The sequence below is a fragment of the Hymenobacter psoromatis genome (assembly GCF_020012125.1).
Lineage (GTDB): Bacteria > Bacteroidota > Bacteroidia > Cytophagales > Hymenobacteraceae > Hymenobacter > Hymenobacter psoromatis.
The window spans coordinates 4589640-4607580 of sequence record NZ_JAIFAG010000001.1; the positions used below are offsets into that span (position 1 = coordinate 4589640).

The 17941-nt window shown below is 61.1% G+C and carries 18 protein-coding genes; 11 read left to right on the forward strand and 7 right to left on the reverse strand.

Annotation, left to right across the window (positions count from 1 at the left end):
- Window positions 1-240 precede the first annotated feature (240 nt).
- Entirely contained in the window at window positions 241-2145 is a 1905-nt protein-coding gene (locus tag LC531_RS19900; protein WP_223653394.1) for a mechanosensitive ion channel family protein, read from the forward strand.
- A 410-nt stretch (window positions 2146-2555) separates the two neighbouring features.
- Window positions 2556-3608, forward strand: coding sequence for an aldo/keto reductase (locus tag LC531_RS19905; RefSeq protein ID WP_223653396.1), 1053 nt, complete (start codon window positions 2556-2558; stop codon window positions 3606-3608).
- Between the two features lie 47 nt (window positions 3609-3655).
- Here LC531_RS19905 and LC531_RS19910 read toward each other — a convergent pair whose 3' ends face one another.
- Window positions 3656-4138 carry a hypothetical protein gene (locus tag LC531_RS19910; RefSeq protein WP_223653398.1) on the reverse strand — a complete coding sequence of 161 codons (483 nt, stop codon included), beginning with the start codon at window positions 4136-4138 and terminating at the stop codon, window positions 3656-3658.
- A 177-nt stretch (window positions 4139-4315) separates the two neighbouring features.
- Here LC531_RS19910 and LC531_RS19915 point away from each other — a divergent pair, with 177 nt between their 5' ends.
- Window positions 4316-5263 (forward strand): 3-oxoacyl-ACP synthase III family protein, encoded by a 948-nt coding sequence (locus LC531_RS19915; protein WP_223654020.1) that lies wholly within the window; start codon window positions 4316-4318, stop codon window positions 5261-5263.
- A 77-nt stretch (window positions 5264-5340) separates the two neighbouring features.
- Window positions 5341-5745: an alternative ribosome rescue aminoacyl-tRNA hydrolase ArfB gene (arfB, locus tag LC531_RS19920; protein WP_223653400.1), complete on the forward strand. Its 405-nt coding sequence runs from the start codon at window positions 5341-5343 to the stop codon at window positions 5743-5745.
- A gap of 322 nt (window positions 5746-6067) precedes the next feature.
- Here arfB and LC531_RS19925 read toward each other — a convergent pair whose 3' ends face one another.
- From LC531_RS19925 to mgtE, 5 genes are all read right to left on the reverse strand, one after another.
- Window positions 6068-6757, reverse strand: coding sequence for a response regulator transcription factor (locus LC531_RS19925; protein WP_223653402.1), 690 nt, complete (start codon window positions 6755-6757; stop codon window positions 6068-6070).
- Window positions 6758-6868: 111 nt separating this feature from the next.
- A complete protein-coding gene (locus LC531_RS19930; protein ID WP_223653405.1) occupies window positions 6869-7669 on the reverse strand; it encodes a sensor histidine kinase in 801 nt (266 codons plus the stop codon).
- The gene (locus tag LC531_RS19935; protein WP_223653407.1) at window positions 7648-8223 is read right to left on the reverse strand and encodes a hypothetical protein; all 576 of its coding nucleotides are present in this window, start codon (window positions 8221-8223) and stop codon (window positions 7648-7650) included. The genes LC531_RS19930 and LC531_RS19935 overlap by 22 nt, the downstream gene beginning before the upstream one ends.
- Window positions 8224-8352: 129 nt before the next feature.
- The gene (locus tag LC531_RS19940; protein WP_223653410.1) at window positions 8353-9090 is read right to left on the reverse strand and encodes a hypothetical protein; all 738 of its coding nucleotides are present in this window, start codon (window positions 9088-9090) and stop codon (window positions 8353-8355) included.
- Window positions 9091-9333: 243 nt separating this feature from the next.
- Window positions 9334-10713 carry a magnesium transporter gene (gene mgtE, locus LC531_RS19945; protein WP_223653412.1) on the reverse strand — a complete coding sequence of 460 codons (1380 nt, stop codon included), beginning with the start codon at window positions 10711-10713 and terminating at the stop codon, window positions 9334-9336.
- 162 nt (window positions 10714-10875) lie between these two features.
- Here mgtE and LC531_RS19950 point away from each other — a divergent pair, with 162 nt between their 5' ends.
- On the forward strand, window positions 10876-11691 hold the full coding sequence (locus LC531_RS19950; RefSeq protein ID WP_223653414.1) for a cyanophycinase: 816 nt from the start codon (window positions 10876-10878) through the stop codon (window positions 11689-11691).
- A 151-nt stretch (window positions 11692-11842) separates the two neighbouring features.
- A complete protein-coding gene (locus LC531_RS19955; RefSeq protein ID WP_223653416.1) occupies window positions 11843-12943 on the forward strand; it encodes a toxin-antitoxin system YwqK family antitoxin in 1101 nt (366 codons plus the stop codon).
- Here LC531_RS19955 and LC531_RS19960 read toward each other — a convergent pair.
- On the reverse strand, window positions 12937-13296 hold the full coding sequence (locus LC531_RS19960) for a YraN family protein (RefSeq protein WP_223653418.1): 360 nt from the start codon (window positions 13294-13296) through the stop codon (window positions 12937-12939). The genes LC531_RS19955 and LC531_RS19960 overlap by 7 nt on opposite strands.
- A gap of 147 nt (window positions 13297-13443) precedes the next feature.
- Here LC531_RS19960 and lipB point away from each other — a divergent pair, with 147 nt between their 5' ends.
- The 5 genes from lipB (at window position 13444) to LC531_RS19985 (ending at window position 17924) form a co-directional block, all read left to right on the forward strand.
- Window positions 13444-14235: a lipoyl(octanoyl) transferase LipB gene (gene lipB, locus LC531_RS19965; RefSeq protein WP_223653420.1), complete on the forward strand. Its 792-nt coding sequence runs from the start codon at window positions 13444-13446 to the stop codon at window positions 14233-14235.
- 49 nt (window positions 14236-14284) lie between these two features.
- Window positions 14285-14707, forward strand: coding sequence for a hypothetical protein (locus LC531_RS19970; RefSeq protein ID WP_223653422.1), 423 nt, complete (start codon window positions 14285-14287; stop codon window positions 14705-14707).
- A gap of 53 nt (window positions 14708-14760) precedes the next feature.
- Window positions 14761-15834, forward strand: coding sequence for an MraY family glycosyltransferase (locus tag LC531_RS19975; protein WP_223653423.1), 1074 nt, complete (start codon window positions 14761-14763; stop codon window positions 15832-15834).
- Between the two features lie 37 nt (window positions 15835-15871).
- Window positions 15872-17068, forward strand: coding sequence for a DUF4271 domain-containing protein (locus LC531_RS19980; RefSeq protein WP_223653424.1), 1197 nt, complete (start codon window positions 15872-15874; stop codon window positions 17066-17068).
- A gap of 70 nt (window positions 17069-17138) precedes the next feature.
- Entirely contained in the window at window positions 17139-17924 is a 786-nt protein-coding gene (locus LC531_RS19985) for a uroporphyrinogen-III synthase (protein WP_223653425.1), read from the forward strand.
- The last annotated feature ends 17 nt before the right edge of the window (window positions 17925-17941 follow it).

A 17941-nucleotide genomic window follows, 5' to 3' on the forward strand; every position in this document is an offset into this window, starting at 1 on the left:
TTTAGCGCGGGGGCTTTTTCGTGGCGTAATCTCCCGCCAGCTTGCGGGGCCATACCAGGCAACTCATTCGTTAGCCAAGTTGCCTTCGAGCTGCTCGGTGGTGTGGCGCGTGGCTTTGGCAATTAAGTCAAAAAAGCGGTACAGAGGCAGACAGGCGGATAGCTTTATTTTGCGTCAGCCTGCGGGCTACCGGTCAGGCTTACGCCTTTATATTTAGCTCAGCTTTTTTACTCGCCCTTGATGCTTTACCGCTACTGCTGCTGGCTGCTGTGCCTGTGCCTATTGGGTGCGGGCCGGCTAGCCAGCGCTCAAACGCCGCCGGTGCCAGCGCCAGCGCCGGCCGTCCTCCCTACCCCCCCCGATTCGACCCAGACCCAGGCCCTGAACTCCGACACGCGCCGCCTGCGGCGGCTCGACTCACTGCGCTTGCAAAACACCAGCCGCCTGGCCCAGTTGCAGCAGGAGCTGCTGAGCCTGAAAGACGGGCAGAACCGGCCCCGCGAGCGTGAATTGCTGGCCCAGCTGCGCACGCTGCGCGGGGCCGACTCGCTGCGCCGCGAGCGCGCCCGCGCCTACATCGACTCGCTCAAGCGCTTCGCCAAGGGCTACCCGGTAGCCCCAAACGGCGATACTATCTTCTTCGTTTATACCAAATTCGGGCCGTTTCGACCTCAGGAGCGGGCCCAGCTCACAACCTCTAAAATCCTGAAGCTGGAGCAGAATGCCTTCTTCCGGCCCGACTCGCTGCGGCTGGTGCCCAGCGAGCAAACCGTGGATTTGATGTATGGTGAGCAAGTGCTGCAAAGCATCAGCGACAACGACGCGCTGTGGGAAAATCTGCGCCAGGATTCGCTGGCCCAGCGGCACCGCCGCCAGATAATCCGCGCCGTGACGACTTACCAGAACACGCACAGCCTCCAGACTTATCTGCGCGAGGCGGGCCTTACGCTGCTCGTACTGCTGGTCTTTTACTTTCTGCTCAGGTACGTCAACAAGCTTTTTGGCTGGCTGCGCCAGCAGCTGGAGGCCCGGCATGATACCTGGTTTACGGGCCTGAAGCTGGGCAATTACGAGCTTTTCAACGAGCGCCGCCAACTCAAAGCTGCCCTTTTTGTGCTCACGCTGCTGCGCGTCATCGTCATTCTACTGAGCGTGTACCTGGTGCTGCCCATCGTATTCAGCATCTTTCCCGGCACGCAGGGAATCGCCGATACGCTGGTGGGCTATGTGCTCGACCCGGTGCGGCATATCCTGCAAGCCATCTGGAATTATCTACCTAAATTGTTCACCATCATTGTTATCGTGGTGGTGTTTCGGTACGTGCTCAAGTTTTTGCACAGTATTAAAGAAGAAATTCGGCTCGGCAATCTCACGCTGGAGGGCTTCTATCCCGAATGGGCCAACCCAACCTACCAAATTGTGCGGGTGCTGGTGTTTGCCTTCGCGCTCATCGTGATTTTTCCGTATTTGCCGGGTTCCGACTCGCCGGTTTTTCAGGGGGTTTCGGTGTTTTTGGGCTTTTTGTTCACGTTTGGCTCGTCGGGCTCGCTCTCCAACGTGGTGGCTGGGCTGGTACTCACCTATATGCGAGCTTTCAAAATCGGCGACCGGGTGAAAATCGGTGACGTGACGGGCGACATTGTGGAGAAAACCTTGCTCGTGACGCGGGTGCGTACCATTAAGAATGAGGAAATTACGATTCCTAATTCGTCGGTGATGGGTAGCTACACCACCAATTACAGCACGGCCGCGCCTACCCTGGGGCTGATTATGCACACTACCGTCACCATCGGCTACGACGTGCCCTGGAAGCAGGTGCACGCGCTGCTGCTGGCTGCCGCCGCCGCCGTGCCCGAGGTGCTGCCCGACCCCGCGCCCTTCGTGCTGCAAACTGGCTTGGATGATTTTTACGTTAGCTACCAGCTCAACGTCTACACCCGCGCGGCGGATAAGCAGGCGGGCCTCTACTCGCAGCTGCACCAAAATATTCAGGACCAGTTCAATGAATCTGGCGTCGAAATTCTCTCGCCCCACTACCGCGCCGCCCGCGACGGCAACCAGATAGCCGTGCCGCCGCAGTACCTGCCGAAAGGCTACGCGGCCCCGAGCTTTCGGGTCGAAAGACCGGAGCCGCCCGCGTCCTGAGCGATTAGCTGGTAGCGGATATTCTCCGCGCTGATTCATAGACTTTACGCCCGCTTAGTTGTCATGGCGAGCCCGGAAAAAATAAGCTAGTATGGAAAAATACTTATTCAATCCGAACTGTGGGTAAGCTCGTGGCCGTGAGCACTAGTATGGCGATTAGCTGACACCCGCGCCTCGCACGAGAAGTGGTCGGCCATGCAAACTAAAGTACCGCCTCTAAGACGCTACTACTGAGCCGATGGTCTGGCTCAACTTCCAACCCTCAACCCTACCCGCCCGGCGCGTTTTGTGTTGGAAAAGCCAGGATTCGTATACCGGCGGGCCGGGGCGCGGGCCAGACCTTTGCCGGCAGTGTAGGCTACCGGCCGCGTCACTATTTTCCCCATCCCTACCCCCTTCTCCATTAAGGTATGAGCCTCTCTGATTTTCGCACCTTGGGCCGCTCCGGCCTGGTAGTTAGCCCGCTGGCGCTGGGCACCATGACGTTTGGCACCCCGCGCTGGGGCTCGGCCGACGACGTATCGCGCGCCGTATTCGACGCCTACGTGGAGGCCGGAGGCAATTTTGTGGACACCGCCGACGTGTACGCCGGGGGCCGCAGCGAGGAGCTGGTGGGCCAGTACGTGGCCGAGCGCGGCCTGCGCGACCAGCTGGTGCTGGCCACTAAGTTTGGCTTCGGGGCGCAGGCTGGCAACCCACACGCCAGCGGCAATGGCCGCAAGCATATCTACCAAGCCCTGGAAGGCTCCTTGCGCCGGCTCAAAACCGACTACGTGGACCTGTACTGGCTGCACGTCTGGGACACGGTGACGCCCGTGGAGGAGGTGCTGCAAACGCTGGGCGACCTCGTGCGGGCCGGCAAAATCCGCTACTTCGGCTTTTCCGACATGCCGGCCTGGTTTGCTACCCAGGCCGCTACGCTGGCCGCTGCGCACGCCGTGCCGGGGCCCATTGCCATGCAGCTGGAATACTCGCTGGTGGCGCGCCGCATCGAGGGTGAGCACATACCCGCTGCCCGCCATTTGGGCCTGGGCCTCACGCCCTGGAGCCCGCTGGCAGCCGGCTTTTTGGCCGGCAAGTACGAGCGCCCCGCCGGTGGCGGCAAGCCCGGCGGCGAAGGTCGGCTCAGCGGCCCCAACCCGTTTGGCGACATGAAATTCACGGAGCGCAACTGGCGGGTGCTCAACGCCCTGCGGCCGGTAGCGGCCGCGCTGGGCTGTTCGCCGGCGCAGGCGGCCCTGGCCTGGGTAGCGGCGCAGCCGGGCGTCACGGCCCCCATCATCGGGGCCAGCAATGTGGCGCAGCTGCACGCCAACTTCGCCGCGCTCGATGTGCGCTTCAGCTCCGAGCAGCTGCATACGCTCGACGAGGTCAGCATTGAAGACCCCTTTTATGACCGCATGTGGACGCTGATGAAGGGCGCGGTATTTGGCAAAAACGCCGTGCAGGGCTGGCAGGCTTAGGAGTCGGGACTTGGAGCTGGGTTTTCACACTCTAAGTCCCTACCCCCCTACTGCCCGCGGATTCGGTTGAAGAGGTTGATTTTGCGCTTTATCAGCACGTAGCGAATGGAGAAAGCCGTGGGGAAGTGGGCGTAGTCGTCGCCGTCAAACTCCAGGCTGGGCTTGAAGTCGAAGCTGAGGGCGAGGGGTAGGAAGGCCACTTTGTACTCGACGCCCACGATGCCATCGAGGCCGCGGAAGCTGCCCGTTTCCTTTTGGTGGCCCAGGTGGCCGCCCGCCCCCACGTAATAGTTGAGGCTCGGCCCCAGAATGCCGAAGTGATATTCGCCCAGCACCGTGCCGCTGTATGCGCGCTCGCCCAGCCCGGCAATGCCCTCAATGGTGACGCACCGGGCCACTAGCTGCTGCACCGTGAGGCCATAGCTGCCGCCGCCCAGGCGCACGCCAGCGGCCGTGATATACTTCTGGGCAGCAGCGGGCCGGGCCAGCCCCAGCAGGCTCAGGCCCACCAGCAAAAAACGGTTTGGCATACGTAAAAGAGAGGCAAAGCCCCCGCCAAACGCCCCCACGGGGCCACTGGTATGCGCGCCGGGTCAAAAAGAGTATGTGCAAAATTCCGGCTTTTACAGCCTTTTGTCCGGCGCTAACGTCTGTTAGCCGGAACTTTGTCCGTAGATTCTCTTTCTCCCCCTACTCCCTACCCCTCCGTGTACCTGCACCACGTGGCCGCCTACTTGCCGGCAGCCGTCGTTACGAACGAACATTTTACCCGGCTCAACGGCCTGGCTTCGGACTGGATTATTGAGCGTACTGGCATTCGGGAGCGCCGCAAGGCGGCTACCGATGAAAATGCCAACACCATGGCCATCGCCGCTACCCAGGCCCTGCTGGCCGCGCTGCCCACCTTCGACCCCGCCAGCATCGACCTTATCGTGGCCGGCACCTACACGCCCCACGATACCATCTACACGGCCGCCCACGCCGTGCAGCGAATGCTGAATATCAACGAGATACCGGTGGTAACTATTTCCTCGGCCTGCTCGTCGCTGCTCAATGCCGTCGAAATCGTGGAGGGCTACTTTGCCATCGGCAAGGCCAGCCGGGCACTGGTAGTAGTGAGTGAGCACAACACGGCGTATAATAATGAGGAAGACACAATGGCCGGCCACCTTTGGGGCGATGGCGCGGCGGCGCTGCTCTTCACCAAGGAGCCCCTCGACCCCGCCGACCTGCGCGTGGTGCAGGTGCTGACCGGCGGCGCGGCCCCAATGGGTAAAGCCGACGAAGCCGTAACGCTCAAGCCCATTGATAAGGGCATCGTCATGCCCTTCGGCCGCGACGTGTTTCAGCAGGCCTGCACCTACATGGCCCGCATCACGCAGCAGCTGCTGGATGATAACAGCTTGCCGATAAGTGAGTTGAGCTACCTTATTCCGCACCAGGCCAACCTGCGCATCTCGGCCAACGTGGTGAAGCAATTGGGCCTCGACCCGGCCCGTGCCGTCAACAACATCGACCGCCTGGGCAACACTGGCTGCGCGGGCGCGGCTATCGGCCTGGCCGAAATCTGGCCCGCCATCAAGGCCGGCGATAAGCTCATTATCACCGTGTTTGGCGGCGGCTACTCCTACGGAGCCATGCTATTGGAAAAATAATTAATAAGGAGCGGTGAACAAGGAGCAAGTAGGGCGAAATTGCTCCTTGCTCATTTATTCATTGGTAACTGAAATTTATGCTGCCGCCCGCCGCTGCTTTTTTGCCCGAAATCACGTTTCAGACCAGCCGGGCCAGCGGGCCGGGCGGGCAAAATGTGAACAAAGTGGAAAGCCGCGTGGAGCTGCGCTGGCAGCTGCCAGCCTCGCAAGTGCTGACGGAGGCGCAAAAAGTCCTCATCCTCGAAAAACTGGCTTCCCAGCTCACCACCGAGGGCTACCTGCTGCTCGTGGCCCAGGACGACCGCAGCCAGCTGCGCAACAAGGAAATCGTGCTCGCCCGCTTTCACCAATTACTGGAAAAGAGCCTGCGCCGGCCTAAGCCTCGCCGCGCTACCCGCCCCAGCGCCGGAGCCGTGCGCAAGCGCCTGGAAGGCAAAAAAATTCAAGCAGAGAAAAAAGCGCGTCGCCGCCCCCCCGAATAAACCCGTGCGCAGAAGCCCCTCTCAACGCCACGCGGCCCATGCTGCAAGGGCAGTATGGGCCGCGTGGCGTTGGGGAAACAAGGGTAGCCGGCTAAAACACGGAAGCGCTGCTTGCGGAGGCAAGCCGCGCCAAGGGCAATTAGAAGCGGGGGTAGCAAGCGTTCATAGCTAGAAAGGCAGTAGGCAGGGCGGGCGGGAAGACTACCGTTAAGTTTTCTTGTTTCTCCGGCACAAATGACCACTAAAGCCGCGACATTTTTCAGCGTAGAAACACGCGATTTTTATCCCGCGTATTTCTACCTGGTTTGGGGGCGGCGGAGCACTAACCATCGAGCAGGCCGTGGCGGGCCGCGTACACAACCAGGCCGGCCGCGTTGGGCGCGCCGGTTTTTTCGAGCAGCTTCTGGCGGTGGCCCTCCACCGTGCGGCGGCTGATGAAAAGCTGGTCGGCGATTTCGGCTGCCGTGCAGCCCTGGCAAATGAGCCGCAGCACTTCGTGCTCGCGCGTGGAAAGCGGCACCGCTTCGGACTGGCCGGGGGGGGTAGGGGCGCGCTCGGAGTGCTGCACGCCCCGGATAAGGGCCCGCGAGATGCGCGGCGTGAAGCAGTAGCCCGTGGCCAGCACCTCCTCGATGGTGTGGCGCAGCTGCTCTTGGTCCACGTCTTTGGGCAGGTAGCTGCGCGCGCCCAGCTTCATCATTTGGGTAATGTACTTATCGGCCGAAAACATGGACAGCACGATAATGCGCAGCTCGGGAAACTCCCGCAGCAGCTGGCGGGCGGCCTCCGCGCCGTCTACGTTGGGCATTTGCAGGTCGAGCAGCAGCACATCGGGCACCCGCTGGCGGCAAAGCGCCAGCAGCTCGGGCAGCTCGGCAGCCTCCACTACCTCCTCCACAAAGGGCAGCGCCTGCAAGATGTAGCGCATTCCCTGCCGAAAAAGCTGGTGGTCATCAAGTAAGGCAATCTGGATGGGGAGCATGGGAGTAGGGGGGTAGGGGGCGTTTGTCATGGCGAGCGAAGCGCGTTAATCACCTCAGAACGACACCCGCGCCGGTCGTTCATTTATCGTTTTGGGGCGATTGCCGCGCTGTGCTCGCCATGATGAAAGCCCCCTACTCCCCTACCCATTCATCACTATCAGCGTGCGCGTACCCTGGCCGGGGGCCGACTGCTGGCTGAAGCGGGCGCGCAGCATACGCACGCGCACTTCGATGCTGCGCAGGCCCGCGCCGGGGGCGGCGGGCCGGGCCAGGGCCAGCGCTTCGGGGTCGAAGCCGCAGCCGTCGTCGGCCACGGCCAGGCTGAGGCTGGGGCCAGTCTGGTGCAGGTGCACATCGAGGCGGGTGGCCCCGCGGGCGTGCTTCTGGGCGTTGTGAATCAACTCTTGGCAGATGCGGTACAGGGCCAGCTCCTGGGCGAGGGGTAGGGGCTGCTCATACTCGATGGCTAGCTCCACGGGCAGGGAGCCGGTTTCGGTGCTCACGTCGGCGAGGTGCTGCAAGGCTTCGGCCAGCCCAAAGCGGTCGAGCACGGCCGGGTAGAGGCTGTGCGAGAGGCCGCGCACGTCCTGCACCGAGTTGCCCAGTATATCCTTGAGCAGCGCCAGCAGGCCCGCCGACTCGGGGGTGGGGCTGCTGCTTTCGAGGCGGCCGGCCAGCAGCTTGGCCGTGGCCAGCGTGGAGCCGATGCCGTCGTGCAGGTCGCGCCCGATGCGCTCGCGCTCGGTTTCCTGGGCCTGAATGACGGCCGCCAGCAGCTGCTGCTGGTACTCGGCCTCGGCCGCGCGCAGCCGCAGCTGCTGCTGCAGCAACCGCTTCTGGTACACTACGATAAATAACACCAGCCCTACCCCCGAAAGCAGCATGAAGCTGATGCCGCCAATCAGCAGCTGGCCGAACGCTAATTCTGGGGGCGAATCCATAGGGCCACGAGGTAGCAGCTGTACAACACCACCAAAAGTAGCGCGTGAATGGCCCAGATGTCCAGGTTGAGCTGGTTGGAATAGTGCGTGAGCAGAAAGTTGCTGAATAAATAAATCTGAGACTTGCCCAAATGATTGATAACCAGGCCTACCGACACCCAAAACATCGGCTCCCGGTCGAGCCGGGTCACGCGCAGCTCGTTCAGCAGCTTGCGAAAGTAAAGCCCTACCATACCCAGAATGAGGAAGCTCTCTAGCAGTTGCAATGCCGGCTTAAAGCGCGCGGCCTCGGGAAAAAGCCAGCTATCGAGGGCGCAATAAACCACGAAAGCCCCCGCCAGCCACGGCCGCACCCGCGAAAACCCAGGGTAGCGCAGCGTCTTATCATAGACCAGCGCGAGCAGCCAAAGCTCGCCCGCCGCGAAAATGGGGCCGATAAACAGGTTGGGTCGATGATAGTGTTTCAGCGTAGAGCCCGCTATTTCGCTGATTACTTCCAGCGCCACTACCCCCGTCAGATAACGCAGGTTGGCTGGCAGGCGCCGAAAGCGCATAAGGCTGCTGAGTGCTAGGCCAGCAAGTATCAGGTAGGCTAAATTGGTAACAGCATCAGACGCAAAGTCCATTCGTCCGTTTTTGCAGCGAGCGCAGAGGCTAGCTTATAACTAGTAGAGGACCAACTATTAACACTTGGGCGGGCAGGGCTGCGCCATATTCAGAATCGGGTTGGCTCCGCTCGCTACGCTTACCTCCTCCCTACCCCGGCGGTCCAGGTGCAGGGCCAGGGCAAACGTGTGGGCCAGCATATCACTGCCGGTGGGGTCGGGCTGGTAAAAGTCGTGCAGCACGAAGGAGATGCGCAGCAGCTGGCCGTCCAGCGTCCGCAGGTAGTGAAATACGGCCGCGAACTCGCCCAACTCGAAGGTGTAGCCGCGCAGCGGGCCATAATGGCTAGCGAAATACGCCGGCAGCACAGCCGGGGCAGCGGACCAGGCAGCCAGCCAACGCTGCGCTAACACATTGGCAACCTGATTTTTGTGAATGGTCTGGACCGCTAATTCTACGGCATTGCCCAGCTCCGGCTTATCCAGGTAGAGGCGCTCGGGCACGTAGTACGACGATACGCGGGCATCGAGCGCATCAGCGGCGAACAGGGCCAGCAAAAACTGCGGCTCCCCGCCCGGTACCAGCGCCTGAATAATAAAGCGGGCCTTAATATGCACCGCGCCAATCGTAGACACCAGCTGCGCAATGCGCTCGATAGAAAATCCAACGCCGGTAACCAACTGCTTATCAGACATAAAGCTAGCTTGCAGTGCCCGCTCATCGGGCTGGCTGATAAGCTCAACCCAGGTCGAAACGGCTTGGTCAAATGCTGGCTGCGGCAGGATGCCGACAAGGGAGCTGTCGCGGGTAGCCATGAGGAAAGGAGAAAGTGTGAAAGAATAGAGTAGCGCTAAGTGGCTGAGCACCTTAGGGTGACTGCCAGTAACTATTTAATCCAAAAAGCCCCCACGCAGGCTGCACGGGGGCTTTCAAGGGAGGCCTTCGTACCAAACTGAAGCCGGATTGCTAGCTGCAAAGAGAGTGCCGGATGCCTGGCAATTATAGCGTATAACTACCTGATTCACAAAAACAGGTAGTTATACCTGCCCCCTGCCTGCCTACAGGAGTGTGCCGCGCAGCATCACCAGCGCCACGGTGAAGTAGATAATTAGTCCGGTCACGTCCACGAGCGTGGCCACGAACGGGGCCGACGAGGTAGCCGGGTCGAGGCCCAGCCGCCGCAAAATCAGCGGCAGCATAGAGCCCGCGATGCTACCCCACAGCACAATGCCCACCAGCGCCACGCCTACGGTGCTGGCCACCAGCAGCCAGTGCGGCCCGTAAATGGGCGTGATGCTCTGCCAGATGGCGATGCGCGCAAAGCCGACGACGCCCAGAATCAGGCCCAGCATAATGCCGCCCAGCAGCTCGCGCCGCAACACCCGCCACCACTCGCCCAGCGTGAACTCGCCCAGCGCCATTGCCCGAATGATGAGCGAAGTAGCCTGCGACCCCGAATTGCCGCCCGAGCTGATAATGAGCGGAATAAACTGCACCAGCACAATGGCTTTCTGCAGCTCGCCCTCAAAAAACTGCATGGCCGAGGCTGTCAGCAATTCGCCCAGAAACAGCACCACCAGCCAGCCGGCGCGCTTCTGCACCAGCCGCAGCAGGGGGGTAGCCAGGTAGGGCTCATCGAGCGCTTCGGAGCCGCCGAACTTCTGAATATCCTCGGTGTCTTCCTCCTCCCGAATGCTGAGAATATCGTCCAGGGTCACGATGCCGAGCAGAATGCCTTCGAAGCTCACCACGGGCAGCGCCACGCGGTCGTTGCGCCGGAAAATATCGATGGCCTCTTCCTGGTCCTGGTCCGCGGTGAGCTGCACAAAGCGGTGGTCCATAATGTCGCGGACCCGCGTGGTGGGCGCGGCCAGCAAAAACTCCCGGATGCGAATGTCGTCGATGAGCTTGCCGCGCGCATCGGTTACGTAGAGCATGTTCAGGGTTTCGGACTGCCCGCCGTGCTGGCGCACGAAGTCGAGCACCTGCTGCACGGTCCAGTTCTCGCGAATGGCGATGTAGTCGGGCGTCATCAGGCGGCCCACCGAGTACTCGGGGTAGCCCAGCAGCTGCAACGTGACGCGGCGCTCGGGCTCGGAGAGGTTCTGCACCAGCTCGGCCACGAAGTTGGCGGGTAGGAACTCCAGCAGGGCCGTGCGGTCATCGGGCGACATCTCGTTGAGGATGTCGGTAATTTTATCCTGGGCCAGGTTTTCGAGAAAGTGACGCTGCACCTCCAGGTCGAGGTACTCAAACACCTGGGTGGCCAGCTCCAGCGGCAGCAGCCGGAAAATAATGAGCTGCTCGCGCTCCTCCTCATTCTCAATCAGCGCCACCAGCTCGCTGGCCTGGAACGTGCGCAGCAGCTTCTTCAGCTTGAAAAATTCGCCCTCCTGAATCAGCGTTGTAATATGGTCCAAGGTCTCGGGCGCGGTCATGGGCAGGGCTGAAAAACCACTACATGGTTTTTGCTGAAGGTAGTTGTTTCGCTAGGCAGTATGGGGTAGTGGGGCAAAATTACGCCCGAATACCTGGCTTGTTGGCGACGCGGCCGGCATTTTTGGCGTACTTCGCGGCTGCATTCGCTTCCGCCCATTGTTTTGACTATTGTTCCCCCACCGCCCGCCGCCGCCCCGCCCCAGGGCACCATCGTGGTGCTGGGCGGCGGCCACGATGCCGTGCTGCTGGCGCTGCTGGCCCGGCTGCTGCCTACCCCCACGGCCCCCATCGAAGTGCTGACGGCAGCCACCGCCCACGAGCCCGCCCGCACCCACGCCGCCTACGCCGCCGAGCTGGGCGCGCTGGGCTGCCGCCAGGTAAACCACCTGGTAGTGGACGAAGCTCACCCCGCCGATGCCCCCACTACTTTGGCCCGCCTGCGCGCCGCCGCCCTGCTGCTGCTGACGGGCGGCGACCAGGAGCGCCTCACCGATTTTCTGCGGGGCACCGAGTTCTTGGCCGTGCTGCGCCAGCGCGGCCAGCACGATGCGGGCTTCGTGCTGGCCGGCACCAGCGCCGGCGCGGCCGCCCTGGGCACCCAGATGCTGGTGGGGGGTAGGGGCTGGCGCAGCCTGCTGGCTGGCGGCATCGACGTGCTGCCCGGCCTCGACGTGCTGCCCGGCCTGCTCATCGACCAGCACTTTGCCGAGCGCGCACGCTACCCGCGCCTGCTGCACGCCGTGCTGGCCTACCCCCACCTGCTGGGCCTGGGCCTGAGCGAAGAAACCGGCCTGATTTTCCGGCCTGGCCAGCCCCCCGAAGTTTTTGGCGATGAAGTAGTTATGCTCGTAGATGGCCGCCAGCTCCGCCACGCGCACTACGCGGGCCTACCCCCCGGCCGGCCCGTGGGCGGCCAGGGCTTTCAAGTTAGCTTGCTAGTGGCGGGCGACACCGTTGAAGTAGCGCAAATTCTCTAATTTGTGCGCGAGCGTAGCGAGCATGGTCGCTCGGGCGGTACTGCTTGCTCGCTGGCACTCGCGCACGAACTGGAAAGTTCGCGCTACTGCTTGGGCACCAAAACTTATTAGATTCGCGTTGGGCTGGCGACCAAAATTTTGTCCGCATTTCATGCTTTTGCTTCGTTCTCGGTTCTGGATAGTGGGTTGGCTGGCGCTGCTGGCCGTGGGCTGCACCCGTAAAACGGTGTCGTTCAATTCGCGGTCCGGCGACCTGGCTGCGGCTGGCTTCGTGTCCCCTGGCGACACGCTCACGACCACCGGCCGCAAGGGCGCGCCCAAGCTGAGCATCGCGGGCCGCAAAGCCGTGCTCACCAAGGCCGAAGAGCGTGCCGCTAAGGATGCCGAGAAGAACGCCCAACGCAAGAAGCGCGTCAAGAAAAAAGTCTTTCTGGGCGAGCGGGTGAAGAAGGCCGTCGTGAAATCGGGCCCCAAGGGGCGCAACCAGACGCTGGAGATTTTTTACTACCTCAAGACTTTCAAGCAGCCCAACCCGATGGCGCCGGCCGTGTACTACTTCAGCCCTAAGAAACACAAGATTTTCAAGGCCGTGGGCGACCTGGACCCCGCCACCGACAAAGTGCTGCACGGCACTTATAAGAAAATGCAGAACAACCAAGTGCTCGAAACCGGCTACTTCGCCAACGGTACCCGCCACCTGCGCTGGGAGAAATTTGACAAAAAAGGTGTGCTGCTGACTAAAACCCACTACGAGCTGGGTTTCCCGCGCGATGCTAACATCAGTTACTACGACGCCGGCCAGACCATGCTTAAAGAAGTGGTGCCCTACGTAAATGGTAAGCTGGAAGGTGATTACGCGATGTTTCGCAACGACGGCCGCCGCCTCTGGACCGGCCACTTTGAGAACGGCCACCGGGTAGGGGAGTGGACCAACTTCGGCGACTACAAGAAGTACCCGCACTACGTGTTCCAGTACGGCGAGAGCGGCTACGACCCCGAGGTGGAGGAGCCCGAACTCATTCGCGAATACAGCCGCGGTGGCTCGGTCATCTTCGATAAGGAGAAAAACTTCGACACCCGCGGCGGGGCCGACCCCGACGCGGCCACCGTTACCAAGGATGCCCGCCGCCCCGGCAACCACGGCAAAAGCCTCCCGCGCGCGCCTATTCGTAAGCCCCAGGACCGCCGCCCCGGCTACCACCCACCGGCCCCGGTGGCCACCCCGCCACCCGTCTCGCCCACGCCTCAATAAAACGCATCCTCAAAAACCTCGACCCGAAAGCCGCTGCTGAGTTGGGTAAGGGCCACGATGTCGAAGCGGATGTCGCCGCGCCAGTCCAACTCTTCTTGTAAGTGAGTGGCAGCGAGGCGAAAAAGCTCTTTTTTGCGGGCTGAAACGAAAGTTTCGGGCGGCCCGAACTGGCTGCCGGAGCGCGTTTTGACTTCCGCGAAAACCAGCAGCGCCGTACCCTGGCGCAGCACCAGGTCTACTTCGGCGCGGCCGTGGCGGTAGCCCTGGGCCAGCACTTCGTAGCCCGCTTGCCGGTAATAAGCGGCGGCGGCAGCCTCGCCAGCCTGGCCCAGGGCGTGCGCGTCGGTGGCCATGAGAAAGGGGGTAATGAGTTGAAAAACAAGGGGTAGGCTTGGCGCGCTTCCTGCCGCCCGCCCGGTTCGCAAGCTAAAGCCTAAACAGCGAAGTAACTTTGCTGAACCGCTGGGCCGGGTGGCTCGCGGGTTTCAGCTTATTATTTTATGGACTTATACTCGGCTTGCAGCGCGCCCGTAGTGGCCCCGGCGGCCGGGGCTGCGCCCGTGGCGGCCATTGCCGCCCAGCGGGTGGTGCAGGTGCAACGCCTGGGGCTGGTGCCCTACGTGCCCACCTGGGAGCTACAAGAGCAGTTACTCGCCGATACACTGGTCATCAAAGCCCACAACCGCACGTCTGAGGCTGCTGGCCTACCCCCCCAGCCCACGCCTAACCACCTGCTCTTCTGCCAGCATCCGCCCACCTACACACTGGGCAAAAGTGGTAAGCCCGAGCATTTATTGCTCGATGAGGTGGGCCTGGCGGCGCACGGGGCCACGTTTCACCGCATCAACCGCGGGGGCGACATCACTTTCCACGGCCCCGGCCAACTGGTGGCCTACCCTCTGCTCGACTTAGAGAACTTCCGGCCCGACATTCACTGGTACCTGCGGGCGCTGGAGGAGGCCGTTATTCAAACCCTGATGACCTACGGGCTGCGGGCGGGCCGCATTGCGGGCCTCACTGGTGTGTGGCTGGATTGGGAAGAGGGCGCGCCCGCGCCCCGCAAAATCTGCGCGATGGGCGTGCGGTGCAGCCGCTGGGTCACGCTCCACGGCCTGGCCCTCAACGTGAACACCGACCTTAGCTACTTTGGCCACATTGTGCCCTGCGGTATCACCGATAAGGCCGTAACTTCCTTGCAGGCTGAGCTGGGCCGGGCCGTACCCGTGGAAGAAGTGCAGGAACGATTACTGACCGAATTTCTACGTCAGTTCGACGCGCGGCTGGCGGTTTAATTTAGGGTCTGCCGCAATCTGATTTCCCTTTCATTACGTTCTCTAGGCTATGAAGCAAGACATTCCTTTTGACCCGGTAGAAGGCGTTTCCATCGCCGTCGTGCCCGACGAGGCGGTAACGCTCGGCACGGCCGACATGTCAGTTTGGACGGTCTACTTGCTCAACAACAATGACTTTGGCTTGACCAACGTACTCATTAGCGCCGAAGGCTACGGGACGCAGCCCGCGGGCGAGGCCGTGCGCACCTCTACCCTGCGCTACCATTTTGAGGCCGTAGCGCCGCACTCGGCCACGCAGGTTGAATTAATTGACCCCGCCGTATTTCACCTCACCAACCAATACTGGGTGAGCTATTACCAGCAAGACCGGATTTTTGATAAAAAATTTATATTCGTCCCCGATTCTATCGTGCCAGCCAATTGCCGTCCCCTTGCCCTGCTGGCGGGCCGGCCGGGGGTGTTGCACGGCTAGCTTATCCCCGCGTCGGAGTTCACTTAACTGGCCTGGGCCGCCCCGTCTGCTTCATGAACCACTTTAGTATTTATCTAGGATTAGCAGGCCTGTGGGCGCTGCTGGTGGCCATGTTCGCGGTGCCGTCCATCGTCTACATTGCCCACCTCAAAAACCTGCTCGACACGCCCAACGGCCGCACCGTGCACCAGTCGCTGACGCCGCGCCTGGGCGGGGTAGCGATTTTCGCGGGCTTCATGTCGGCACTCACCATTTTTGCTCCGCTCAGCAACGGGGTCAAGGAGTTGCTGGCCGGCTGCATCATTCTCTTTTTCGTGGGGCTGAAGGACGACTTGGTGACCATCTCGGTGGCCAAAAAATTCGTGGGCCAGTTGCTGGCTACCGGCGTCGTGATGATAATGGCCGACGTGCGCATCACCAGCTTTCAGGGTATTCTGGGTATTTACGAGTTATCGATGGGCTTCAGCTATGGCTTCACCTTCGTCATGATTGTGGGCATTACCAATGCCATTAACCTCATCGACGGGCTCGACGGGCTGGCGGGCTCCATCGTGCTCATTATCAGCGGCACGTTCGGCTATTATTTCTACCGCTACGGCGGCCCGGCGTTCAGCAACTATGCCTTCGTGGCTGTGTGCTTGATTGGCGGCGTGCTGGGCTTTTTGCGCTACAACTTCCACCGGGCCAGCATTTTCATGGGTGATACCGGCTCGTTGGTGTGCGGGTTCATCGTGTCCATCCTGGCCATTCAGTTTATCGAGCTGGGTAGCCGCACGGGGCAGCCGTTTGGCAGCGCGGCCCCGGCCGTGACGCTGGGCGTGCTCTTCGTCCCGCTCTTCGACACGCTGCGCGTTTTCACGCTGCGCATGGCCGTGGGCCGTTCGCCCTTCATGCCCGATAAAAACCACGTCCACCATCGCATCATGGCGATGGGTTTCTCCCAAATCAGCACCGTGCTGCTGCTGGGATTGCTCAACGTAGTGGTTATTCTAGGAGTAATCAACTTCTATTCATTAGGTAATTTGCTGCTGATTGGTATCCTGATAGCTTTTTCGGTGCTACTGAGCGTGTTTTTGGGCGTGTATCAGAGTCGGGCTGCCCGGCGGCAAGTCGCTTCTCCGTCCTGACCCCAATGCCCCTGCTGCCGTGACCCTGGGCCAACTCTTGCTCCGCCACCTCGGCCGGCTGCTAGCCGCTGGCTGGCTGCTATGGGGAGTAGGGGGCGCGTCGCTGGCGCGCGCCGGCGAATATCGCCCCCTACCCCCCGCCCCCACCTCCGGCCTGGCTCCCGACAACTGGCTACTGCACGATGTGGCCGGCAACCGCCTTATCCTCTACCTACCGGGCTACCACGCCCTTGCCCACACCTACTACCAGTGGGTGCGGCTACTGCCCCGGCAACCCTTTCGGCTCTCTTTTAGCGCAGCTCCCGGCCTGAGCCTTTTTCTGGATAACCAGCTCATTTTTACGGCTCCTAGTGCTGGGCACTATACTGTAGACCTAGCTGCTGTAGCCCCGGCCGCGCGGCCGGGGCTGCCGCACCTGCTGGCCGTGTGGCAGCCCGAAGGCTACCCGGTGCTTACTTCCTTCAGCACAGAGGTGGAAATGCCCACGCCTGGCGCTGCCGCCACCGCGGCTGCGCCCGCCCTAGCCAGCCCCCTTACGCTGCGCGTACCCACCCGGCAAAGCGATAACGTGTTGCTAGTGTTGCTGCTGGTGCTGGGGCTGCTCTACGGTGTGGTGCGGGCTACTTATCCAGTGGGTCTTGCGCGCATTCTGCAAGTAGATGAGCTATTTGGCAGTTCCGCCGAGCCGCAGGCTTTTCTGGCCCGCCCGGCCTTCACCTGGCTCAACCTCACGCTGGTCGGGCTGTTTTCGCTGTCGCTGGCCCTGTTACTCACGGCCCTGCACACCGACCTGAGCAGCCTCCCCTTGCTCCAGCGCGTGCTGAAGGTACCCGAGTCGGCTATCGTGGCGCGCGTCTCGCTCTACACAGGGTTGGTTGTGAGCTTTATAGTGGGTAAATATCTGCTGGTTGAGCTGCTGAGCTACATCTTCGACCTGCGGCTACTAGTCAATATTCACTACCGCGAGTTCTTGCGTACCACGCTGCTGTTGGGCCTGCTGCTACCCCTAGTGTCATTGTTCTACCTGGGGCTGAACGCGCGGTGGCCCGGCATTGTTGGCGTGGCCAATGCTTGCGTGCTGCTGCTGCTCACGGCTACCGTACTGCGGGTGGCGCGAACTTTGCACCAGCGGGCATCCCTGCTTAATCTTCACTTGTTCGCTTACCTTTGTGCTACCGAAGTACTGCCACTGGCTGTTTTATTGAAGCTCATCGTGTTTACCTATCCTGCTTGAGCGCCGCATGACCTTCTAGGCAGAGTATTCTCCTTTCATATAGTTCTAGCGTTACCCTTTTCTTTTTTCTATGGCCGAGAGCGCAGTACAGTCGGGTCTGGACCGACACGCCCAGCCTATCCGCAGTATTCTGGTTACCCAGCCCCAGCCCACCAACGATACGTCTCCTTATTCTTCGCTAGCTGAAAAATATGGGATTCGCGTAGATTTCCGGGAGTTTATTGACGTGCAGGGAGTTCCCTACAAGGAGTTTCGGAAGGAGAAAGTGAACATCCTGGAGCATACGGCCGTGATTTTTACTAGCCGCAACGCCGTGGACCACTTCTTTCGCATCTGCCAGGAAGCCAAGCTAGAAATGCCGGCTGAGATGAAGTACTTCTGTATTTCGGAACAAACGGCTAACTATCTCCAGAAGTACATCGTGCTGCGCAAGCGCAAGCTCTTCGTGGGTCAGCGCACGGCCGCCGACCTATTCGACGTGATTAAGAAGCACAAGGGCGAAAAGTTTCTCTACCCCTGCTCCGACATTCGCAAGGACGACCTGCCCGAGTTTATGCGGGCTAACAACCTGAAGTTTACAGAAGCGGTTATCTACCGCACCGTAGCTAGTGATTTATCTGACCTGGCGGAAGTTAAGTACGACTGCCTGGCTTTTTTCAGCCCTTCGGGCATCAGTTCGCTATTCGTTAATTTTCCCGATTTTACGCAGGATAGCACCCGCATTGCCGCTTTCGGCCCTACCACCGCAAAGGCCGTCCGCGATGCTAGCTTAGTCCTTGACATTGAAGCTCCTATGCCTAATGCGCCCTCGATGGCCGGCGCTATCGAGGCTTACATTCGTAAGCACAATGCCTGAGCCCAGCAGCTTAATCG